This is a genomic window from Bacillus sp. PK6-025 (genome assembly GCF_056530265.1).
In genome coordinates this window covers 289,637-311,399 of the sequence record NZ_CP096509.1, presented here as the reverse complement: position 1 = coordinate 311,399, position 21,763 = coordinate 289,637, and the positions used below count along the sequence as shown (strand labels likewise).

Below are 21,763 nucleotides of genomic sequence, written 5' to 3'. Positions count from 1 at the left end.
AGCCGGTCTTCTTTTATTCTGTTACAGACTGCCGAACATCGGATTGCCTTTCATTCCGATCCATAAGTCTGATTGCTCTAATAAATGTGCGGTGCGAAGCAGCCAATGTTCCTTTCCTTTCGGTGCCGTCACTTGAACGCCGAGCGGTAAACCTTCCTTTGTGAGGTGGACCGGGACGCTCATCGCAGGCTGTCCGGTTAAGTTGGCAAGCTGTGTGAATGGTGTATATGTCAAGCTTTTCAAAAACATTTGATAAATCAACGACTGCTGCTCATTTTTTTCCAGCTCACTCACTTTCAGGAGCGCTTCGGCTTCTTTTTCGGTATGAGTAAGCTCGCCGACCTTTGGAGCGGGGTAAGCCGTTGCAGGGGTCACATACAGATCATAGGTCTCATGAAACGCCGCCATTTGTGCAGCTGCTTGATCCCAGGAAGCAAGGCTTGCCGTAAATTCGGCTGCCGACACTTTTTTGCCTGCTTCATTAAGCACCCATGTGACAATTTCAACATCCTGAACAGTGATCGCTCTTCCAAGCGTTTTTTCCATTCCTAGAATCATCGCGGAAATTTCACCGCTGTTCATTAAGTAGTAGTTCTCCATTAACCGGAGTCCATCAACGCCGTTCGCCTGCTCTTCGACGCGGTGTCCCTGCGCTTCCAGCCATTTAACGGTGCGGTGGACGGCTTGTTTGGCTTCATCACTGACAGGCGTTCCGACGGGTGATTCTACAGAAAATGCGATATTTAACGGGCGCTCCAGCCCTTTTTTCATATCCTCTTCATAATGGCCCGGAAATAAAGGCGTTTGAAAAGCGGCTTCAGGCTGAACGGTTTGCAGGATATCAAGGAGCGCAGCGCTGTCCCTGACCGTACGGGACAGCGCAAAATCGATCGATGCTCCCTGCCATTGCCGCCCGACGCCCGGTCCTACAGGCGTTCTGCCCCGGGTCGGCTTCAAACCGAATAGCCCGGTAAATGAAGCGGGGATCCTAATGGAGCCTCCCCCGTCACTAGCTCCTGCAAGGGGAACGATTCCGGCCGCCACCGCTGCAGCGGAACCGCCGCTTGAACCGCCGGGTGAATAATCGGTGTTCCAGGGATTTCGCGACGGCCCGTATAATTCAGGCTCAGAAATATTTTTCAATCCGTATTCGGGCGTATTCGTTTGGCCGAGAAATAAAAAGCCGGCGCCGCGCAATTTAGCAACGAAATTCGAATCGCGCTTTGGTTGATAAGATGAAAGTAGCTTGGCGCCGGCTGTAAGAGGCTCCCCTTTCAACGCTTGGGAAATGTCCTTTAAAAGGATCGGCACCCCGGCAAACGGCTGCTGTCTGATATCGAGCTGTCTGCATTCATGTTTGACTTGTTCTTTTCTCGTCCGAACGACCGCATTCAGTTCTGGATTGACTTCTTCAAGGCGGGAAAAAGCAGCATCGATTAATTCGTTCACCGTTACTTCCCCATGTTTGATAAGCTTAGATAAAGCAACTGCGTCATGCTTCATATAGTCAGATATATTCATATCAGTACCTCACTTTACTGTTCGCTTGTGTTTACTATTGTGCATGAGCCTTTTGAGGATTTCAATGTTTTCAGTTTAGATCAAAAAGGAGATGAGTGAAATGAATATTCGAAGGTTACACCCAGAACATGAGCCGCCGCTTGATTTACTGTTGACGGCAGACCCTTCCGAAAAACTGGTTATCGATTATCTCAAACGGGGACAATGCTATACAGCAGAAATCGACCGCCGGATTGTAGGTGTCTATGTGCTGCTGCCGACGAGACCAGAAACAGCAGAGCTCGTCAATATCGCCGTCAAAGAAGATCTGCAGGGAAAAGGAATCGGCAGACAATTGGTTATGCATGCGATTGAAACGGCAAAATCACAAGGATTTAAGACCATTGAAATCGGAACCGGGAATTCAAGCATCGGCCAGCTTGCGCTCTATCAAAAATGCGGATTTAGAATCACCGGCATCGACCGCGACTTTTTCTTGAGGCATTATGAGAAACCGATATACGAAAACGGCATGCGCTGCATCGATATGGTTCGCTTAGCGCTCGATCTTTAAAAAATCCGCCGGGCTCCCCGGCGGATTCTCGTCAATATTCATCAAAATAGGACTGGATCTTTTTCGGATCATCTGTTTTGGTCAGCGCCAGCATCAGCAAAATCCGGGCTTTCTGCGGGTTCAAAGAGTTGGAAGCCAATATGTTTTCCTTTTCAAGATCAGGATTGGGCGTGACAACCCCGCTGCCGGTGCGTGTAGAACGCACGACTGCCGCCCCTTTTTTCACCGCTGCGACTGCCCCTTTTTTCGCCTCGTCAGAGACTGAACCGTTTCCGCTTCCCGCATAGATAATGCCTTTCGCTCCCGCCTTGATTGCAGCGTCAAACAGATAGCGCCCGTCGTTTTGATACCCGTATATGATGTCGACTTGAGGAAGCTGATTGATCTTGGAAATATTAAAATCGGTATCTTTCGTATGCTTTTTTGTGATGTCATTATGAAAATAGATGCCGTCGGCAATATTGCCGAGGTAACCCATTTCTTCCGACTTGAAAGTGTCAGGAGCTGTCGTATGGGTTTTCGTCACATATCTTGCCGCAGCAATCCGGTCATTCAGCACCACCATGGTTCCTTTCCCGTAAGCTTCCTTGCTCGCAGCGACCTTTACAGCATTGTACAAGTTGGCAGGCCCGTCGGCTCCAATCGCTGTGGAAGGCCGCATAGATCCGACCACAACGACGGGTTTATCGCTTTTGAGGACGAGATTTAAAAAATAAGCCGTTTCTTCCAAGGTGTCCGTTCCGTGAGTGACGACAATTCCATCGACATCATCTGAAGCTAAAAGCTTCGCAGTGCGCTTGCTCAATTTCAGGAGCGTTTTATTAGTCATATTCTGACTTCCGATGTTTGCCACTTGTTCTCCGCTGATATTCGCGATATCCTTCATTTCCGGAACGGCTTCGATGAGCGTATCAATCCCGACTGCACCCGCTTTATAATTGGTCGTCGACGTTTTGGACTGATTCGCTCCGGCAATTGTCCCCCCTGTAGCCAAAATTCTTATGTTGGGCAGACGGTCATTTCCTTGGGCAGTCTTAACAGAAGCAGTTTCCGTCTTCGCCCGGGCCTTTGTTTCATTTCGAGATTCGTTTGAACCGGAGCACCCGGCATTGATCAAAAGCAATAAGCCTAACACAATAAATAACATTCGTTTTTTCGTCATGTTTTGATCTCTCCCTGCTGCGAAGTCCGCTAATTATATATGTATTTTCTCTTTCCTCCTCTCTTTCATACCAGTTTAAAATGCATTTATACGTTGTCTATTCATATGTTAGATTTTCTTCTGCGTTTTTTGGCATTAAAAAAAGGGAAACCTCGTTTCCCTCTTCAGACCTTCTATTGTTTTAAAAAGCTGAATTCTTCCTTTATTTTTCTCAACAGCTCTTCATTGGTGAGCACATCATAGGCCGTGAATGCCATAGATTTTGCGCCGAGCATTAAGCCTTCGAACCCTTGGCTGCTCATGGCTGCCTCCCGAAACTCGGGTGTGTGGCACGCGTACGGTTCATCGCAAATTTGTACATAAGGATGAATGGAAGGTGCGATCTGGCTGACATTCCCCATATCAACTGAACCTCCTCCGTCCGCTTTTTCATGAATCGAATCGGGATCGACGCCCAACTCGATCATGTTTTGTGTAAAGGCGTCTGACAGCGTTTCATTTGTTTTCAAATCATCGTAAGACAGCTCGTAAAAAGAGCTCTCAAGTCGGGCTCCAGTCGCAAGTGCGGCTGCTTTTGCACAATTTTTTACTTTATCAAGCAATTCATTGACATAAGCACGTTCCGTTCCTCTGACATAAAACTGGGCAACCGCATAATCCGGCACAACATTTGCCGCTTTCCCTCCCTCTGGGATAATCCCGTGAATCCGGGCATCAGGGAGAATATGCTGTCTGAGCGCATTAATGCCGTTGAATGTCTGAATGACGGCATCGAGCGCATTGATTCCTTCGTGAGGCGCTCCCGCCGCATGCGAGGCCTTTCCGAAGAATTCGAATTGAATCGCATCCATCGCCAGCGATGTTCCGCTTTTTTCATGCCTGCAATACGGATGAACCATCATAGCGGCGTCCAAGTGATCAAAAACCCCTTGTTCAGCCATGGTTACTTTTCCGCCTTTCGTTTCTTCCGCAGGCGTTCCGTAAACATACACTTTCCCTCCGCATGATGCGATGACTTTGCTGACGCCGATTGCGGCGCCGACCGCCATCGTGCCGATCAAATTGTGCCCGCAGGCATGGCCAAGGTCAGGTAATGCATCATATTCAGCCATAAACCCGATGGCAGGGCCGGGACGGCCGCTGTCAAATTCGGCCGTAAACGCCGTCGCAAGGCCGCATGTTCCTAATTCCACCTGAAAACCGTGTTTTTTCAGCTCCTCGGACAGAATCTTTGAAGCTTTGAATTCTTCATGCCCCAGTTCAGGGTGATTGCCTATATACTGGCTGATATGCAGCAGCTCTTCACGAATATGTTCGATCTCTTTCTCAATTTGTTTTTTCATAACGGTTCTCCCTTCTCCATTACCGGAAGTTCTTTTCCAGGGTTGACAAAGTAAATCTCATATCCTCAAAATGATTAAATATATAATTCTATGAATATTAATACATTATAAAGGAGACGAACGGAATGAGCAATGGCACCCCCCAGAAAATAAAACTGCACTTCCCTCATACTTATGCTTTGATTTTTTTCATTATCATTTTAGCTGCACTGGCTTCATACTTCATTCCATCAGGAGAATTTGAGCGGGTTGAAGAAGACGGCCGAACGGTTATCGTACAAGGGAGCTACACACAGACTGACGCCGGTCCGGTCGGTTTTTTCGAGATGTTTAAAGCCATACCGGAAGGCATGATTCAATCGGCGGATATTATTTTTTACATCTTTTTAATAGGCGGAGCTTTCGGCATCATCCATCAGACCGGGATGATTCGTGCAGGTGTTCATGTGCTCGTGCAGCGCTTGAAGAAACGCGGTTTCCTCCTGATTCCCGTCACCATGTTCGTCTTTTCCATCGGAGGCGCAACGATCGGTTTATCTGAAGAGACGATTATTTTTATTCCGATCGGCATCGCTGTTGCAAGAGCGCTTGGCTATGATTCAATGACCGGGCTGGCGATGATTTCCCTTGGCGCGGCTGCAGGGTTCACCGGCGGCATGTTGAACCCGTTCACAGTCGGAATCGCACAGACAATTGCGGAAGTCCCGGTGTTTAGCGCCCTCGGTTATAGATTGGCCGTTTATGCCGCCATGCTCGGTTTCTCCATTTTTTATGTCATGCGGTACGCTGAAAAAGTCAAAGCGAACCCAAATACCGGTTTGATGTATGGAAGCGAAACAGAGATAAATGAAGAGACAGCCGCAGGACACGCTGATCTTTCCTTCACCGGAAGACACGGCCTCGTCCTGCTGATTACAGCATTGGGCTTCGGCATCAATATGTTCGGTGTATTTCAATGGGGGTGGTTTTTAAGCGAGCTGTCGGCCGGCTTTCTCATCATCGGCTTTGCCGCCGGCCTTGCGGGAGGACTCGGCATCAACGACACATTCCATTCATTTGTCGATGGTATGAAACAGGTTGTATACGGAGCGCTGATTGTCGGCTTCGCCCGTGCCATTGTCATCGTATTGGAAAACGGACAGATTATCGATACGATCATCAATAGCCTTGCTTCAGCCATCAGCTCACTTCCGAACGAAATCAGCGCCATTGGCATGTTCGCCGTGCAAATCGTGATCAACACATTTATTCCATCCGGAAGCGGACAGGCAGCCACAACGATGCCGCTTATGGCGCCGCTGGCCGATTTATTGGGATTCGAACGCCAGATTGCCGTATTCGCGTATCAATACGGAGACGGAATCACCAACTCCATCATTCCGACCTCCGGTGTACTGATGGCTTCGCTGTCAATCGCAGGCGTCACTTACGAACGCTGGGTCAAGTTTGTCTGGAAGCTGGTCGCAGGCTGGATTTTCATCGGCGCCGCCGCAATTGTTATCGCCATGATCATCGGTATTAAGTAAACATCCGGTCCACAACATGCAGCCGGAGCCCCCGGCTGCATTCCTCATACATGTCTCCGTCTCCCTGACCATAGAGAAGCTAAACCATCAAAACCGGCGTTTCTGAGACGATTGATCTACTAAATTTTAAGCTCAGGTTAAGAAAACCCGAAAACAGGACTTTTTATCCACCATAGTCCAATTTCAAAATTCATCAACAAAGTGGCGGATTCTAAACAAAACACTTATATTTTTCACCTGTTCTGCCTTGTCATGGCTAAGGTGGAAAATGGATCAATCTCAATTAAATGCACCGTTTTGTAAGTCATTAGTTTTAGTCTATTCATACTACCCAAAGTTTGAAAACATGCCTAATCTTGCAAAACATTGACCAAAATTAGTATTTAACACCTATTTATTATTGATTCTTCAAACCTTAAAATGAGTGATGTTGTTTCTGTTTTTTTAAAGAAACTAAGGAAAAAGGAAGAATTATAATCAAATTTTCACTGTTAGATAAATGAAATGACCGGGACTTGAGTAAGATTTGTCCCGATGAAGGGCCTTTTTACCCTAACCACCTCATTCTTTTCATTTACATAACATTGAAAAAATAATAATAAAAAAGGAGACAGACCATGCGAAGTAAAAAGTTTTTTCTAATGATGCTTTTGATGATTGTAGCAGTCGTGTCAACAGCCTGCGGAGGCAGCAAAAGTGCGAGCGGAGAGAAAGAAGATACGAAAAAAGCAGATAATGCAGAAGTTAAAATACTAAGCTCCGAATATACGCTTCCAGATGATTCATCAACAAACCTGCACGAAAATGAACTTATACTAAAGATCAATGTTTCCGTTAAAAATACAGGAAAAGAACCATTGATGGTTGATAAAAGCCAATTCAGCCTTTACGAAGGCGACTCAAAAATGTCGGACGTCAGCGTATATGATGAAAGAAACAAGAGACTTCGTTCTTCCACGCTGAATTCTGACAAGGAAGTCGACGGAAATATCTATTACATCGTTGAAAAGGGCAAAAAGTTTCAGCTTGAATACACACCTGACATGTACGGTGAAAACAAAGCCGATCCTGTCAAATTCGAGATCGACGGCGGCAGCGACGATTTGCTGAAAACAGCCAAAAAACTTGAAGATCCGGCAAAAGCTTTGCTGGCTTACACAGATGTAACGATTTTCGGCAAAGATAATGATAACTTTGATAAACTGGTCGACGAAAATAAACGTGAAGTCGTTACCGATTACCTTGAAGGCGCTCAAAAATCAATCGTTCGCTCTTTAGGATATTATGATGAAGAAGATGTCGATAAAAAGAAATTGAATAAACTGATCAGCGCCATCCAAAACGCTTATCAAGAAAAATCTCAAGTCAAAGCAGTTACAAAATCAATTTCAGGCGATGAAGCAACTGTTGAGGCAACCGTTACACCAATCGATAATACGGATGTCCAAAAGAAAGTGAAGAAAAGACTGGAAGACTATGTGAAAGACAGCGGCAAAAACTTCATGTCCAGAGATGAATTGATCAATCCTGCGATTGACATCATGAGTGAAGAAATCAAAAAAGCACAGGCGACTTCAAGTGAGAAAACAGTTGAAGTTAAGCTTGAAAAATCAAAAAATGACAAATGGAAAATGGATGCTGATAATTACAAGACCGAACAATACTTCTCAAGCTTCCTTAAAAGCAACAACTAAAAAAAGCACCCTAGTGGTGCTTTTTTTCAATTACAATAAAACAAGTGCTGTCCGGCAGCGGCACGCGTCGGCCGAGCCGGTCTGTCAGCTCGATTTTAGGGTTAAGGTGTTCTTCATACCCTTCCTGTACATAGTGTTCGAACACAAGAATGTTCGCGCGTTCCCCCAACTCTTTCTCAATACAGCGCCGGAATTCAGACGGCGTAAAATAGCCGAACTGCTCCTTCACTTCATGCGAATAGGCTTCTTCTCCCCAAGTATATGTATAGAGGAATTCCATCGCGTCATTCACAAACAGTACGGCCGCATCCTTTTCAGCCTCAAGAATTTGCACCTTTCTCCCTTTAAAATCATGGATATACCGTTTCAAGAAATCCATTCCATCCGGGTCTTTAAAGCGAATCCGCCGCGTTTCCTCTTTGTTTTCGGTCATGATTCCGTCCCTGATGATGATTCTGCCTCCCCGCTTCAGAATATCAAAGGAACTTTTTAACGCTTGGACAATGACGAGGTGATTAAATCGTTTTCCTTCATACGGAATGTATGAGAACAATTCGTGCAATATCGATGAAAATACAATCGTGTCGACGCTTTTCTGTTCGAAGTACTCAGGAAGATCCAACGCATCAGCCTGTTTCACATGCCACGGCTTATGTTCGCGCACTTTTCTTTTTTGGAGCTCCTCAATGACATTGACGGAAAGGTCGATGCCGATGACCTCTGCTTCAGGATGCTGGTCCGTCAGCAAATCAAGCATCACGCCGCCTCCGGCTCCGATGTCGAGCATTCTTTCTCCAACAGCATAATCGGCAATCTTCTTTTTATAATCTTCCGCACCGTTCATGTCAGACAGATAAGCCGCTTCATTTTGCAGCCGGTCAAACGAATCCTTGCGAAACTCAAAAAAATCATAAAGCAGCACGATCGCCCGTTCATATAAAGGCGATTTCTCCGCTTCCTGGCAAAATTCAATCAGCTTCAGTCCGGCCTGCGAAAACGAAAACGTGACGCCGACAATCTCGGAAGCCTGATCAAACGGCTGAACAGCAAGCGAAACGTGTTCATTTACAGGCACCCCGCCGAAAAGCAAATCGCTGATCGACATCTCTTTTAAGCACGCTTCGATAATCCGTTTTTTATAAACATTCGTATGACGCACACCCTGGTAATCACGGTACATGTCCTTCATCAGCGGCTCAAAGCTGATATGCTTGACTGATAAAGGATTGACAGAACGAAGCACTAGCAAAAAGATTTTGACAAACTCTTCAAAACTGAACGATGACAAGGCGGATTCCACATACCATAAATCGACCCGCTGAAAGAAGCGTCTCAGCACATCTTCCGCGGCAAGTTCCCTCAGAAACCGCTCGTACCGGCTGCTGTCTTCGCCGGAATCGAGCGCCTGTCCCCGCAGTTTTCTGATCCTTTCCGAGAACGGCCAATCTTTGTTTCTTTCTCCTGTGCAGATTTGGCCGATTATCCGGTTCACGTCTTGTTCAATCGATTCCCAAAGTGCCGGCGAAACCCCTTCAATGATACATTTGTTCAGAACGTACAGAACCCGCCTGATGTCGATGTGCTGAAGTTCCGATGCTTCAATCCAATCGATAAGAGGAGTGAATTGGCGATACCTTGATTCCCCGCGGATATACTGCCCGATGAGTCCATGCGTCAAAATCAAAATATAGATGAGTTCGTCAATATCCTGCCGCTCCGGCATATACGCCTGTCTTCGATCAGCATAAATCTGCGCCGACCCGATATTATGGATCGCAAGCTGAAAGCCTTTCTCACGCCATTCCTTTCTTTTATGAGGCTGGCCGCACTTAGCCGTTTCACTCCATATGAGAACCTCTTCAATGATTTCTTTTTCCCGCTCAGGAATGTCCGCTTTCTCCAAGATGGAGAGCGTCTGTTCCACATAAAGAAACACGGGATTCTGAGGCATGTTCTCCAGCGAAGATATCCGCTCCAGATTGACATTTTGTTCTTCAGTTAAAACAAGATACTTGAGCCATTCGGCATCACGCAAAACATGATAATCCCCGCTTTTCACTTTTTCAATGGCTTCTAACGATTGTAAACGCCTCATACGTTCTTCCCTCTTTTTTCTATTTCGATATGACTAATCATAAGGTAAATGGTTTCATATAGAAATAGGATAATAGACTTATAACCGCTATAATGTTTGGCCGCAGTCCGCCGTTAAGATTTGACCAGTAACCGTTTCTTGTTCGAGCAGCGCGCAAATGAGCAAGGCGATATCTTCCGGCTTTGCGATCCGTTCAAGCGGGAGCTTTTGGCTGAGCCGCTTCATTTTCTCTTCATTCCCCTCCCACCATCTCGTCGATACAGCGCCAGGTGCCACACAGCTGACCCTGATATCCGGAGCGAGCGCATGCGCCAATGATTTCGTCAGTCCGTGGACCGCCGCTTTTGATACGGCATAGGGGAGCGAAGAACCTGAGCCCGTCAGTCCGGCGATGCTGCCAACATTTACGATGGCGCCTTGCTTATTTTGCTTCATTAAAGATGCCGCCGCTCTCGCGCAATAAAACATCCCTTTGACATTTACCGCATACAGTTCATCCCAGACTTCTTCAGAAGCTCCATCCAAGTCATCAAGCTCGATATGCCTGGTGATGCTTGCATTGTTGACGAGCAGATCGACGGTGCCGAACTCACGGGCCGCCCGATCAAACATGCCTTGAACTTCATTGACCTTAGAAACATCGGCTTTAATCGCGAGCGCGCGGCCGCCTTGATTTTCAATCATCCCAACCGTCTCTTCAGCCTCCGCTTCGGAACGCGAATAGTTGACAATAACCGCTGCGCCGCGGTTTGCCAAAGCGAGCGATGCCGCTCTGCCGATCCCAGTGCCGCCTCCTGTGACAAGGGCTGTTTTATTTTTCATTTCCATTTTTCATCACTCCCTTTTCAACTGATGCAAGCTGTGCTGTTCCATTCCCAAACGACCAGTTCTCTTTCACGTTTTCGGCCGCAATGATCATGACGTCCTCTTGGCGGATGCCGGCGTTTTTTTGTAAACATTCTGCAATGCGTTGATACAGCGCCAGCTTTTTTTCGACCGGTCTCTCTTTCATTGTGATGTGAATATAGATCAAATCCTTCGTCCGTTCGATATTCATATAGCCGGGATCGAAAAAGAATTCTTCCTCATCGTGCTGGGTGATGACCTGAAAATAATCATCTTCCGGAACATCGATCGTCTCCGTCATCGCCTTGTGAACCGTTCTGCTGATCCGGCGAAGCTCTTCTTTTGATCTTCCTTTTAAAAGATCCATCCTGACAAATGGCATATATTTATTCCTCCTTTGTATTGTTTAATAGTGTATAACGGTTATATCATTTTGTATAATTGAATCATTTGAAGGATTCATTCAATTTTATTGAACTTGAGGTGATGGGATGGATTTCAAAACGTTAAAGACGTTTCATAAAATCGTGGCTTGCGGAAGCTTTAACCGCGCGGCTGAAGAACTGAATTATGCGCAGTCCACAGTCACAATGCAAATCAAAAAACTCGAAGAAGACCTCGGCATCCGATTGCTCGAGCGGGGGAAAACATTCCGACTGACTGAAGCCGGCAGGCTTTTTTTTGAAGAAAGCAGCCATATTGTCAAAAATATGGATCACCTTCAACATCATATGGCCGACTTATTGCTTGGCGAAGCGGGAAATATCCGTCTGGGAGCGGTCGAACCAATCGCGAGCTGTGATTTGCCGCGGATGTTGGGGAGGTTTTTAGCGGATTATCCGAAGATCCGGGTTTCCGTAGATATCGCCAACTCATCGACATTGGGGGAAAGGCTGGTTCAAGGCAGCCTGGACCTTGCCGTCTGTTCGACTCCGGCAATGGGAACTGATCTTTATTTTGAACCGCTATATGCTGAAGAGCTCGTAGTGCTGCTTCCTGAAGGACACCCCGCCGGAAACAATGAACACATCCATCTGAAAGATCTTAGGGAGCACCGTCTACTGATCACAGCCAACAATTGCACCTACCGGAAGAAAGTCGAAATCGCGTTTCAAGAGCTGCCGGGAAGCCAAATGAACACGATGGAGATTGGAAGCATGACCGCTTTGAAAAATTATGTTGCCGCTGGCCTCGGCGTTGCCCTGATTCCGAAAAGCATCGTCTCCCCTCCTCCTCCCGGAACGATTGTCCGGTTTATCGGCGATGACCCGATCAGCGTAACCTTCGGCATCCTTTGCAAAACCGCGTCTTTCCCGCTGAAACAAGCGGACGCAAAGCTTTACCAATATTTGAAACAGGAACTGGGAGAACCGAAAAAACCTTCCGGCTGATGTCGGAAGGTTTGGGATGATGACATAATGGGACATTGAATGATGATGATCTGGTCTCAGAGGGGGATGGTTACTTGCACCTGTCCGCCCCCCGCTTCACCGTTTTTAATCGATAAATCGCCTTGATGAAGCTTGACAACACGAAGCGCAAAGGTAAGTCCCATACCGTAATGCCCATTCGATGTCCGGCTTTTATCTTCCATATAGAAAAGCTCGGCAGCTTTCTGCAGGCCTTCTTGAGAAAATCCTTTTCCGCTGTCAGTGATTGTGAAAATCAATTGATCATCCGTACACACAGCTTCAAAATCGATTCTCCCGCCTTCTGGTGTATGATCTGCAGCGTTCGTCATGATGTTCATCAACGCTCGATGAAGCAGCTGTTTGTCCAACAGTGCTTTTTTATCTTCAAGGTTCTGTTCCTTCAGCACAATGTCAACCGATTTGTTCCCTATGTATGCTTCAGTGTCATTGAGAACACTTTCGACTAACGGTTTCACAGCACTTTCTCTATAATCGATATTTAATGCTTCCTCCGTTTTTGACAAATGGATTAATTGGTCAATGTACTGGCCGATTTTTTGTCCCGCATCAAGTATGTATCTGATATATTCCGACTGCTCTTGATTTTGCGGTGATAAGCTCAGCAATTCCGCATTACCTTTAATAATGGTCATTGGAATTTTAATGTCATGAGCCAATGCGCCGATCTGTTCTTTTTTCGTTTTCTCTAAGTGCCACTGCGCGCGGAGGGAGGCTTGAAGGGCATTCCTCATGTCTATCAGGGAACTGATCACATGATCAAATTCCTTAATATTCGAAAACTCCGGAGTGAAATTTAAATTTTGTTTTTTAATTTGCTCAGCGATGGTGTTTAATGTTTGAAAATGATCTTTTAACCTGTTTGCAAATCGGGTTGTTACCGCAAAAACGACCGTAATTAGAAGCAGAATGATGATGCATAAGCTTGTCAGCTCATAGTTCGGGAGAAACCGTCTCAGCAGGGGAGACCGAAACTCAGCGCGCAAAGGATACTCCAACACACAATACTCGTCTTTGCGTTCGATGATCATATAGCCTTTTTGACTTAAGGTGACATACGGCCTGCTCTCAATTTTTTTCCGTACAATGGAAAGATTCGTTTCTTTCATGTTTCCCGCTGTCTTTTGTTTCGACTTTTTATCCAATATGGCATACAGCATCGTATCAGGTATCATGTCTTCCGTTATCCGTTCAGCCGATTGAAGCTTGGGCTTAAGCTTTTCAGCTTCGATTTCATTGTAATTGGCAGGATAAAACAGCCCTGCATTCATTCCGATCATATTGATCAAAACATATACAGCCGTGATCGCGATCAGGCTGAAACTCAAAGTGAGCATATATTTGATCAGTTCTCTGCGCAGCGTCTTTTTTTTACGGATTATTCCCATCTGTACCCTACGCCCCATACCGTTTTGATCGGATCTCTTTCGTGTTCTTTGCATTTTTTTCGGATCGTGCGGATAAATTCGGTTATCGTGGAGTATAATGCATTGCCTTCCAGCCCGTATACATAATCATAAATTTCTTCTCGTGTAAAAGTTCGTCCTTTATGCTGAGCCAACAGCTCACATATTTTAAATTCATTTTTTGTTAAATTCAGCTTTTGATCATGAATAAATACTTCTTTGCTGTCAAAGTGAAATAAAAAACCGGAAATCACACGTTTAGTTTCGTGTTTCTCTCTTTTTTCCCTTCTCAAGTGTGCATTTACTCTCGCACTGAGCTCAAGAACGCCGAAGGGTTTTGAAATATAGTCGTCTCCTCCAGTCAGGAGGCCCTTAACGATGGCCTCTTCCTCCGTCTTAGCGGTGAGAAACAGGATCGGACAATCTACCAGCGGCCGGATTTTCTCGCATAATTCAAATCCGTCCATCCCCGGCATCATCACATCAAGCAAAATTAAATCATACCCTGAAAACACGTCGAGAGATTCGGCGTTAACTTGACTCAATGTATGAACTTGATGCTGATCGCGGCGCAAAATATTTTGTATGAGTACAAGAATATCTTTCTCATCATCTACTGCCAAAATGTTCGCCACTTGCTGACCACCCTTTTTCATTATTCATAAGCTTTTCTTCCTTCCCAGCGGATAAACCAAACGATGCTTAGAGCGAATACAGCTATTATAGCAAACACCATGATGAAAGCCCCCTGCTTGATTTCCCCGTCTAGAACAGAACGCAGAGACGGATCAATTTGGACAAATCGGTCAATCCCCTTATACCCTGTCAGCCTGATACCCCATGCCCAGGGATTATATTTCCAAATGACATCGCCCAATCCCGTATTCATCAGTGCTGTCATCAAAAGACCTGCCCCGCCTATTAAAATCGAAGCCCCCATTCCAAATATGCAGCTGATCAGAAAATAAATGAAATAAAGTGTGACACTTCCGGCTGCCAGCCATGCCCCAGCCTCTAAAAAAAGGGCGATTGTCAGGTTCGGCACATGAAATAGAACTTTGAGCCCCAATACATAGAGTCCAATAGCCAAGAATACCGCACACAAGTTCATGAACAGAAGCAGTGTGACTTTGCTTAAATAAGCCGTTAATTTGGGCGCCGTGCCGCCCAACAGCACTTGAAAACGGCCTGCCCGCTCCTCTAATGAAGCCGTCATTCCGCACACTATTCCAATCAGAAGCGGCAGGGCAATCGCAATTGCCTCAAAATACGTGCGGTATAATTGATATGGATCATGATCTCTATTATAGAAATAAAGCAGAAAAACACCCGCACAGATAACCGGAATGGTCAAGTGAAGCCAAATAAAAGATGTGCGCTTTGTTTTTTGAAAATCAGCCGCAAGGCATCTGAAAAATAGCAACAAATCAAACCGCCTCCCGTTTTATCGATTTGCGATCAACGGCAGGGGAAAAAGACCGCCTGGTCAGACGAGCCAAAATAGCAAATAAAACAATAGATAGAACAACAGCCGGAGGAACGACTGCCCAGCTTGTTAAAGGATCGCCATTTTCAAGAGGCACACCGTTGGGATGGATGCCAATTGTCGGACACATGACCCTGATCGGCCAGCTCCACGGATTCAGCCACCAAAAAGGACTTGATGCCGACATGATGCCCAACACGATACTGCCCAGCATATTGAACAAAACGGCAGATATAAACCCAAATTTTCGCGCTATCCATAAACAGATGGGGATCTCCCACAGTGTCGTAAGCCAAAGCAGCAGATTCGCGGCAATGACTGTCAAATGAATGCTCGAAAATTGAGGAATGACAAACTGCATCACAACCATGAACCCTAAAAAAACAGCTTGAGACGCTAAAGAATAGAGCGCAATGACGCTTATTTTTGCAGACCAGATCATATGTAAATGTACGGGAGAAGAAAAAATGCCGTTATAATTCGACGCTTTCATTTCTTTCTGGTGTGATAATGCACAAAGCAAGGCGATCATGACCGGCATCAAGATGACAGACCACCAATTATACGTACCTGCTACAAAGAATCCCGGATTCATTAAAAAGGCGAAGCAAATATTAATCAAAGGCACAATGAAGATCATCTTTCTCGAAAATGTTCTTTTAAACTTCAGGTTTTCCGCTTTTGCATAATATCCGATCATTGTTCTCCGCCTTCTTTCCCCCGCGTTGATTTGACAACATCCATAAAAAGCCGCTCGAGATCGTCCCCCTTATTGATTTTCCCCTGATATCCGAGGTATCCTCCGCTGATAATCCCGATATGGTCTGCGATCTGCTCGACTTCCGACAGAATGTGGCTTGATAAGATGACCGTCATCCCTTGCTTTGGAAATGACCTGATGAGTTCCCTTAACTCTTGTATACCGATCGGGTCGAGACCGTTCGTAGGCTCATCAAGTATGAGTAATTTAGGGCGATTTAAAAGAGCGATGGCGATCCCCAGCCTCTGCCTCATTCCCATAGAAAACTGCCCCGCTTTTTTCTTTCTGGCATGATGCATATCAACAGTTTTAAGCACCTCTGTTATTCTCGCATCAGGAAGACCCAATAATGTGGCATGCACCTTGGCATTCTCGTAGGCTGTTAAATTATCATACAGAGGCGGGGATTCTATTAAAGAACCGATGTCTTTTAATACAGACCTTTTCCATTTCCGCCCCTCAACCAAAATGTCCCCGGCAGTCGGGTTTAAGATTCCGGTTAAAAGTTTTAAAGTCGTTGATTTTCCTGCTCCATTCGGTCCAAGCAATCCGTAAATACTGTTCTTTTTAACTGACAATGAGACGTCTGAGACCGCTTGCGACCTTCCAAACTTTTTTTGAAGATGCCTTGTTTCCAATAGAATTGTACTCATCTTAATCTCTCCTTGTTTGATCTGATCGGTACCGATATCTTAAAATACCTTTCTCAAGATTTAATCAGAATCAAACACAAAAAACCTTCCGGTTCCCCGAAAGGTTTAGCGGCCTTTGCCTTAAGAAGGCATAAGCTCAAGATGATGATCCAGTTCGTCCTGCAGGACGGCTTCAATATCTTTAAAACGATTCGATACGGTCGAAGCGCTGACACCGTATTTTTTTGCAAGCTTCGCCTGGGATAACGATTTTTCCGATTTGGAGATCGTATTGATAAAATACTCCAAAGCAGCTGCAAAGGCTTCTGTTTTCTTGATGACCGGCGCTTTTTTAACACAATACGATTTCCAAAGGCCGACCGCCCAGGAGACAAATGATTCAGAATGTCCTTCGTCAAGCATACCTTTCTCAAAGACAAGCGCTGTTTCTTTTTCCATCTCATTGGCCCATTCGATGTCTTCCGACCCTTGTTCAGACGGTGCACTCTCTTCCTGACGGCAAAGCTGCATTAACACATGATGAAAATCATCTCTCATCAGCTGTTCTTTTGTTCCGCCTTCTTTTGTGAAACGGCTTAAAGCATCGTTTAACCTGTCTTTGAGAGCATCCGCCATTTTTGCAGGATAGATGGTGAATTGTAAGAAGAACTCGGTATGGCTTCCGATCTTGATCGGAAAGCCGAGCACGTACTCGCCTACAAAAGGCCCTTCCCGCTTCACATTCATCCTTATAGTGAGCTCTTCATTTGTTACAGCATCCTCAAAGCGAATGCCGCCATCTGTTATATGTTTCACACGCAGCAGCGCAGGGGAGAGGTCTTTCCACGATTGAACGGCTTCCTTAGTCTGCGATCTGAGAATCGAAGAACCCTTTTTCTGTAAAAAGTCTTCGAAAATCGTCAATCCTCCGTCTGCCAACGGCCGGGAAAATACTCCCCACACGCCCAGATTAAAAACACATATCTTTTGTGCAGACTGTTCCAAGTCTGACAGAAAAGAATACTGATTAAGAAATTGATCGATTGTGTCTTTATGTTCCGTAAAAGCGAATTCCATGACGTCTTTCTGGATTTGTTTCAATTCCTGCACCGCGACAGCCGGAAACGCTCCCTCCGCTTTGCCGCAGCATTTTTTATATTTCAGCCCGCTGCCGCATGGGCAAGGCATATTTCTCTTTACTTTTCCCACGTTTAAACCTCCGTATCTTATACTACAACTTATTTATTTTATCAAAACTTTCAGGAGGGGGAAATCCGATAATGAAAATCAGTATGATTTAGCTGAAAAGTAAAATTTTATAAAAGAGGACAAATAGAAAAAAAGACTATAAAATGGTTAGTTCTGTGTTTTTATCATCCATTTATGACAGAGGGTGTTATACATTTTGCAATACGCTGGTTTTTGGGTTAGAGCGGGTGCATTGTTGATCGATTGCGTATTGGCGGTCGGATTACACTTTTCATCCGCATTGATTTGGAGACGGATCTCCTGAGGTCGGTGCAACAGCACTGCTGGTATACGTTTTGTATCCGCTTTTGATGCCGCTCCGATGCACAGATGAAGCTATGGCAGGCTTTCGTGCACTACTTCGTCTCATGGGTCATGAAAACAGGCGACACTGAGTAAACGATCTTTATGTATTTAAGTGCATACAGAAAAAGGGATATGAATCCCTTTTTCTATTTCCGGTATTCCAGCAGACTGATGGTCAGGAGCACAAGGAAGCACCCCAGCCACTGAATGGATGTTAAACGTTCGTTTAAAAACAAAACACCTCCGAAGATGGTAAGAACGGGGCCGATCATAGAAATGACGGCTCCCCGCTCCGCTCCTATCCGCTTCATGCCTTCCAGCATGAATAAAAAAGGAATGACCGTCGTCACCGCTGCAATGATCATAAAAAAAACATACATTGCGGGAGGATAAGAAAGCAGGATTCCCGGCTGTTTTCCTGTTGCGCGAAACAGCGCATAACCGGCCATCGCAAGACTTGCCGCCGACATTCCATAGGCATTCATCCGAATCCCGCCGATTTGACGGACAAGGCCTCCCGCCACAACAAGATAAACCGCATAGGCGACAGCGGACAATAAGATCAAAAAAGCTCCTGACAGGTTCGCTTCAAATGCTTGCACATCCCATCCGCCGACAGCCAAGAACAGCCCGGCATTCACAAGCAAGATGGCAGCAAACGTTTGACCCGAGATCATTTTTTTATTTACAAAGGCAGTGATGATCAATACGAACATGGGATAGCTCATCACAATCATCCGTTCAACGATTGCCGAAACATCATGAAGGCCGATAAAATCAAGCAATGGCGACAGAAAAAAACAAAGCAATCCGGCCGCATAAGCTTTAAAAATCTCCGCTTTTTCTGGTTTAGCCGGAAGCTTTGAACGATACACAACAAAAATCAGCCAAAACAGCGGCGCCGCAAATAATTGCCGGTACAACAGCACCGCTTCCGGCTGTGCACCTTGTTCATAAGCCCATTTGACAAAAATGGATTTTGAAGCAAAACACATCGTCCCAAAGACCATAAAAACGACCCCGGCCGCTTTTCGAACGCCGCTTTGAATATGGCCGCTCTGCTCAGCTGTACTCTTCTCTTCTCGACTCAACTTTCAACACCCGTCCTTTTTATTCGTGGATATGTTTTTTTATAAAATGGAGCAATGTGCTTCCCTGGGCCGTCAAAATCACACCTTTTCCCGAACATTTTGGACAAGGCTCCGGCTCTTCTCTTCCGCTTCCATTGCAATTTGGACATGTCGTTTCCAAATCGTCCGTTGCAATCACCATTTACCATCACACCTCCGTTTCCGTTTAATATGATGCGGCCACTCCGGCCAGCCTTCCTCCATGGCCACCACCTCCTTAAAAATACAAAAAACCCCCGTCACAAAAGGACGAGGGTCTCGCGGTACCACCTTTATTAATCGCATCAACGATTCGCTTGGAACATACGGAAAGGGAACAGTCAGCCCTTTCGATACGCTTCTCTTGATAACGGAGAGAACTATCCCGGCTTCGCCTACTGTCCGTTTCAGCGAAGCGATTCAGAAGCCCATTCGGCGTCAGAAGGGCATCGGTTCACACCAGCCACCGACTCTCTTAAACCCATGCTCTGACACGTACTTGCTCTTCCTCAATATCGTTTAACCGTACATGATTTGTAAAAAATATATTACTCTGAAAATTAGCAAGTGTCAATCAGCATTAAATTCTTGTTTTTTTACGAACCTTTAATATACACTATGACGAGAAGCGGTAGTCCCAAGCTGAGAAATACACTGGCAAATGCAGCATACAGCACTTTTAGTAAGCCATTATATTTTTCTGCTTCAGATTCGCGGTCTGTATAAATCGCATTTGTTTGAACTTGACTGGGATCAGCCGCAAAGTAATGCCAATTTAAAAACTGTGTCACATGCTTCCAGCCTGCATCCTCGTATATATGAATATATTCTTCCTGATCCAGGTTTGATGTTGTCTTATAGTCGAGCCGATATACTGTATTGCTTGGTTTTGTCTTTTCAAATATATAGATAAATAAAAAGAAGGACTTTAACATCCACCCCTGTTTTGCCATTTCATTCAGCCAGTTCTCTTCCTTCCGGTCTTGCCAAGCAAGAAAAAAACGGAATTTACGCTTTCTTTTTTTACTCATGACTTGTATCTCCCTCTTTTTGAAAAATAGATTGACTGATCGCCACCAATTTGGATAGGCGTTTAAATTCGAGTTCAATCACCTGCCATCCTTCATTCGTTAAAATATACTGCTTTCGCCGATTATCGCCGGATTCGCCTTCCTTTCTAATCAGCCCCTGCTTTTCGAGTTTGCTTAATGCACCATAAAGAGTGCCAGGCCCTAGTTTGACCTCACCCTCACTCATGCTCTCAACCCTTTGCATAATGCCGTAGCCATGTAATGGTTGAGTTAATGACAATAATATGTAATACGTAGCCTGCGTAAGCGGTAAATAGCTTTCCGCCGTTTTTTTCTTCACTTTTCGCACCTCATTTTAAGTATGGCGTTTTTCATTTATATATCTCATGAGCAGTACAACACCTATTAGATTGAAAATGATGCTGCCGCCAAGAGCTAGTCCCCACCATACACCGTTTATTCCTGATAAAATCGCTAAATTTAATAAAAAAATTCCGCTCAAAACAAATAACATCCCGGTAAAGTGTGTATTCAAATCATTCGCCTCCTTATTTTACATCGCCTTACGATATATCGACTGACGATATAATAACATATTAGAAGATTCGACACAAATCAAACACAGCATTTACCCTGCAAATCAAATAAGTGAGCACAGGCTATTGCCCAAAAGGAATAGCTCACATTAAAATTAAAAAAACCGCCTAAAAGGTCATTTCACGACCTTATCAGGCGGTTTCCAGCGATTATTCCTTATTCCTGTCAGCAAACACCGTCATGGCGTCGCACATGAACTTTGCCAAGCCGGCGCCGTATTGATCAATGTTTTTCGTAAAGCGCTCGTCAGCGACATACATTTGTCCCAGACCTTTGAAAGCTTCGAGCGAATAGCTGTGGCCGGTGTTATTGTTCAGAAAGTCGTACCATTCCTTTATAGCCGCCTGTGCTTCCTCTGAGTCTGAGGCGCCTTTTCTGAGGGCGGCGATTTTTCTGTAAATGGCATCATATTGCTGTTCCATCTTTTTCCGTTCACCTTCGGGCATGGATTCGATATAGGCCTTCGATCTGTCGACGGCTTCATCGCCCCAGCGTTCCCGCGCTTCTTCCTCATACGGGTTTTGACTGAAATCAAATCCCGCGAATTTTTCCTCGTTTGTCATGTTGATTTCTCCTTTCGCGAATTGGATCGTTTTATCGATTGTCGCAATCATTTGGTCAAGCCGGCTTCTTTTCTCCAGCAGCGCTTTGCGATGGAGCTGAAGCGCCTCATTCCTGTCAAATGAAGGGTTCTCAAGAATGCTTTTAATCTTTTTTAAAGGGAAGTCAAGCTCTCTGAAAAACAGGATTTGCTGCAGCTTTTCCAGATCGTCATCTGAATACAGCCGATACCCGGCTTCGGTCGTCTCCGACGGAGCTAATAATCCGATTTCATCATAATGATGCAGTGTGCGCACACTGATGCCGACTAAGTCGGCCACTTCCTTTACTTTCATTTTCATTTATCTGACCTCCCTTCAATATCGACTATAAAGTATCCCGCAACGTGAGGGTCAATGCGAAATTTGAAATTTTTTTTATACAAACAAAAAACCCGGCAAAATTGCTTCGCCAGGTC

At 45.3% G+C, this 21,763-nt stretch carries 22 protein-coding genes and 1 other annotated feature; of the genes, 4 read left to right on the top strand and 18 right to left on the bottom strand.

The window, feature by feature from the left end; translation table 11 throughout:
• Positions 1–21: 21 nt before the first annotated feature.
• Entirely contained in the window at positions 22–1,521 is a 1,500-nt protein-coding gene (locus M1D67_RS01725) for an amidase (RefSeq protein ID WP_479831559.1), read from the bottom strand.
• A 100-nt stretch (positions 1,522–1,621) separates the two neighbouring features.
• On the opposite strand from M1D67_RS01725, the gene M1D67_RS01720 reads away from it, so the two are divergent.
• Positions 1,622–2,074, top strand: coding sequence for a GNAT family N-acetyltransferase (locus M1D67_RS01720; protein WP_020450037.1), 453 nt, complete (start codon positions 1,622–1,624; stop codon positions 2,072–2,074).
• A 31-nt stretch (positions 2,075–2,105) separates the two neighbouring features.
• Here M1D67_RS01720 and M1D67_RS01715 read toward each other — a convergent pair whose 3' ends face one another.
• The gene (locus M1D67_RS01715; RefSeq protein WP_195258645.1) at positions 2,106–3,236 is read right to left on the bottom strand and encodes a type II asparaginase; all 1,131 of its coding nucleotides are present in this window, start codon (positions 3,234–3,236) and stop codon (positions 2,106–2,108) included.
• A 173-nt stretch (positions 3,237–3,409) separates the two neighbouring features.
• A complete protein-coding gene (locus M1D67_RS01710) occupies positions 3,410–4,579 on the bottom strand; it encodes a M20 family metallopeptidase (RefSeq protein ID WP_020450035.1) in 1,170 nt (389 codons plus the stop codon).
• A 125-nt stretch (positions 4,580–4,704) separates the two neighbouring features.
• Here M1D67_RS01710 and M1D67_RS01705 point away from each other — a divergent pair, with 125 nt between their 5' ends.
• Together M1D67_RS01705 and M1D67_RS01700 are read left to right on the top strand one after the other, a co-directional pair.
• Entirely contained in the window at positions 4,705–6,105 is a 1,401-nt protein-coding gene (locus M1D67_RS01705) for a YfcC family protein (RefSeq protein WP_020450034.1), read from the top strand.
• A 617-nt stretch (positions 6,106–6,722) separates the two neighbouring features.
• Complete coding sequence (locus tag M1D67_RS01700) at positions 6,723–7,799, top strand: DUF4352 domain-containing protein (RefSeq protein ID WP_020450033.1); 1,077 nt, start codon at positions 6,723–6,725, stop codon at positions 7,797–7,799.
• A 10-nt stretch (positions 7,800–7,809) separates the two neighbouring features.
• Here M1D67_RS01700 and M1D67_RS01695 read toward each other — a convergent pair whose 3' ends face one another.
• From M1D67_RS01695 to M1D67_RS01685, 3 genes are all read right to left on the bottom strand, one after another.
• Complete coding sequence (locus M1D67_RS01695; RefSeq protein WP_479831558.1) at positions 7,810–9,894, bottom strand: class I SAM-dependent methyltransferase; 2,085 nt, start codon at positions 9,892–9,894, stop codon at positions 7,810–7,812.
• Positions 9,895–9,981: 87 nt separating this feature from the next.
• Positions 9,982–10,722 (bottom strand): SDR family NAD(P)-dependent oxidoreductase, encoded by a 741-nt coding sequence (locus M1D67_RS01690; RefSeq protein ID WP_020450031.1) that lies wholly within the window; start codon positions 10,720–10,722, stop codon positions 9,982–9,984.
• On the bottom strand, positions 10,706–11,122 hold the full coding sequence (locus M1D67_RS01685; protein ID WP_130569400.1) for a tautomerase family protein: 417 nt from the start codon (positions 11,120–11,122) through the stop codon (positions 10,706–10,708). The genes M1D67_RS01690 and M1D67_RS01685 overlap by 17 nt, the downstream gene beginning before the upstream one ends.
• 109 nt (positions 11,123–11,231) lie before the next feature.
• Here M1D67_RS01685 and M1D67_RS01680 point away from each other — a divergent pair, with 109 nt between their 5' ends.
• Positions 11,232–12,131, top strand: coding sequence for a LysR family transcriptional regulator (locus M1D67_RS01680; RefSeq protein ID WP_020450029.1), 900 nt, complete (start codon positions 11,232–11,234; stop codon positions 12,129–12,131).
• A gap of 56 nt (positions 12,132–12,187) precedes the next feature.
• On the opposite strand, the gene M1D67_RS01675 is transcribed toward M1D67_RS01680, so the two are convergent.
• The 12 genes from M1D67_RS01675 to M1D67_RS01620 all read right to left on the bottom strand — a co-directional run bounded on the left by M1D67_RS01675 (position 12,188) and on the right by M1D67_RS01620 (position 21,647).
• The gene (locus M1D67_RS01675) at positions 12,188–13,558 is read right to left on the bottom strand and encodes a sensor histidine kinase (RefSeq protein WP_075213797.1); all 1,371 of its coding nucleotides are present in this window, start codon (positions 13,556–13,558) and stop codon (positions 12,188–12,190) included.
• Positions 13,549–14,211 (bottom strand): response regulator transcription factor, encoded by a 663-nt coding sequence (locus M1D67_RS01670; protein WP_020450027.1) that lies wholly within the window; start codon positions 14,209–14,211, stop codon positions 13,549–13,551. The genes M1D67_RS01675 and M1D67_RS01670 overlap by 10 nt, the downstream gene beginning before the upstream one ends.
• A 20-nt stretch (positions 14,212–14,231) precedes the next feature.
• Positions 14,232–15,002, bottom strand: coding sequence for a lantibiotic immunity ABC transporter MutG family permease subunit (locus M1D67_RS01665; RefSeq protein ID WP_479831557.1), 771 nt, complete (start codon positions 15,000–15,002; stop codon positions 14,232–14,234).
• Between the two features lies 1 nt (position 15,003).
• A complete protein-coding gene (locus M1D67_RS01660; RefSeq protein ID WP_039073152.1) occupies positions 15,004–15,762 on the bottom strand; it encodes a lantibiotic immunity ABC transporter MutE/EpiE family permease subunit in 759 nt (252 codons plus the stop codon).
• Positions 15,759–16,475 carry a lantibiotic protection ABC transporter ATP-binding protein gene (locus M1D67_RS01655; RefSeq protein ID WP_479831556.1) on the bottom strand — a complete coding sequence of 239 codons (717 nt, stop codon included), beginning with the start codon at positions 16,473–16,475 and terminating at the stop codon, positions 15,759–15,761. The genes M1D67_RS01660 and M1D67_RS01655 overlap by 4 nt, the downstream gene beginning before the upstream one ends.
• 120 nt (positions 16,476–16,595) lie before the next feature.
• Complete coding sequence (locus tag M1D67_RS01650; RefSeq protein WP_020450023.1) at positions 16,596–17,663, bottom strand: YecA family protein; 1,068 nt, start codon at positions 17,661–17,663, stop codon at positions 16,596–16,598.
• Between the two features lie 491 nt (positions 17,664–18,154).
• A complete protein-coding gene (locus tag M1D67_RS01645) occupies positions 18,155–19,099 on the bottom strand; it encodes a DMT family transporter (protein WP_023857775.1) in 945 nt (314 codons plus the stop codon).
• A 19-nt stretch (positions 19,100–19,118) separates the two neighbouring features.
• Positions 19,119–19,280 (bottom strand): tryptophan RNA-binding attenuator protein inhibitory protein, encoded by a 162-nt coding sequence (locus M1D67_RS01640; protein ID WP_035337337.1) that lies wholly within the window; start codon positions 19,278–19,280, stop codon positions 19,119–19,121.
• A gap of 100 nt (positions 19,281–19,380) precedes the next feature.
• Positions 19,381–19,639, bottom strand: a binding site (T-box leader).
• A gap of 74 nt (positions 19,640–19,713) precedes the next feature.
• A complete protein-coding gene (locus M1D67_RS01635) occupies positions 19,714–20,148 on the bottom strand; it encodes a DUF2812 domain-containing protein (RefSeq protein WP_479831555.1) in 435 nt (144 codons plus the stop codon).
• Complete coding sequence (locus M1D67_RS01630) at positions 20,141–20,488, bottom strand: PadR family transcriptional regulator (protein ID WP_020450018.1); 348 nt, start codon at positions 20,486–20,488, stop codon at positions 20,141–20,143. Before M1D67_RS01630 ends, M1D67_RS01635 begins: the two co-directional genes overlap by 8 nt.
• 15 nt (positions 20,489–20,503) lie before the next feature.
• Complete coding sequence (locus M1D67_RS01625) at positions 20,504–20,683, bottom strand: hypothetical protein (RefSeq protein ID WP_023857771.1); 180 nt, start codon at positions 20,681–20,683, stop codon at positions 20,504–20,506.
• A gap of 211 nt (positions 20,684–20,894) precedes the next feature.
• Positions 20,895–21,647, bottom strand: coding sequence for a MerR family transcriptional regulator (locus M1D67_RS01620; RefSeq protein WP_020450017.1), 753 nt, complete (start codon positions 21,645–21,647; stop codon positions 20,895–20,897).
• Positions 21,648–21,763 lie beyond the last annotated feature (116 nt).

Coding starts and splice junctions, on each gene's coding strand:
- M1D67_RS01715 (WP_195258645.1), bottom strand. CDS start 3,236: ATGACGAAAAAACGAATGTTATTTATTGTGTTAGGCTTATTGCTTTTG.
- M1D67_RS01710 (WP_020450035.1), bottom strand. CDS start 4,579: ATGAAAAAACAAATTGAGAAAGAGATCGAACATATTCGTGAAGAGCTG.
- M1D67_RS01675 (WP_075213797.1), bottom strand. CDS start 13,558: ATGGGAATAATCCGTAAAAAAAAGACGCTGCGCAGAGAACTGATCAAA.
- M1D67_RS01705 (WP_020450034.1), top strand. CDS start 4,705: ATGAGCAATGGCACCCCCCAGAAAATAAAACTGCACTTCCCTCATACT.
- M1D67_RS01695 (WP_479831558.1), bottom strand. CDS start 9,894: ATGAGGCGTTTACAATCGTTAGAAGCCATTGAAAAAGTGAAAAGCGGG.
- M1D67_RS01725 (WP_479831559.1), bottom strand. CDS start 1,521: ATGAATATATCTGACTATATGAAGCATGACGCAGTTGCTTTATCTAAG.
- M1D67_RS01700 (WP_020450033.1), top strand. CDS start 6,723: ATGCGAAGTAAAAAGTTTTTTCTAATGATGCTTTTGATGATTGTAGCA.
- M1D67_RS01680 (WP_020450029.1), top strand. CDS start 11,232: ATGGATTTCAAAACGTTAAAGACGTTTCATAAAATCGTGGCTTGCGGA.
- M1D67_RS01690 (WP_020450031.1), bottom strand. CDS start 10,722: ATGGAAATGAAAAATAAAACAGCCCTTGTCACAGGAGGCGGCACTGGG.
- M1D67_RS01655 (WP_479831556.1), bottom strand. CDS start 16,475: ATGAGTACAATTCTATTGGAAACAAGGCATCTTCAAAAAAAGTTTGGA.
- M1D67_RS01635 (WP_479831555.1), bottom strand. CDS start 20,148: ATGAGTAAAAAAAGAAAGCGTAAATTCCGTTTTTTTCTTGCTTGGCAA.
- M1D67_RS01685 (WP_130569400.1), bottom strand. CDS start 11,122: ATGCCATTTGTCAGGATGGATCTTTTAAAAGGAAGATCAAAAGAAGAG.
- M1D67_RS01660 (WP_039073152.1), bottom strand. CDS start 15,762: ATGATCGGATATTATGCAAAAGCGGAAAACCTGAAGTTTAAAAGAACA.
- M1D67_RS01620 (WP_020450017.1), bottom strand. CDS start 21,647: ATGAAAATGAAAGTAAAGGAAGTGGCCGACTTAGTCGGCATCAGTGTG.
- M1D67_RS01640 (WP_035337337.1), bottom strand. CDS start 19,280: ATGGTGATTGCAACGGACGATTTGGAAACGACATGTCCAAATTGCAAT.
- M1D67_RS01720 (WP_020450037.1), top strand. CDS start 1,622: ATGAATATTCGAAGGTTACACCCAGAACATGAGCCGCCGCTTGATTTA.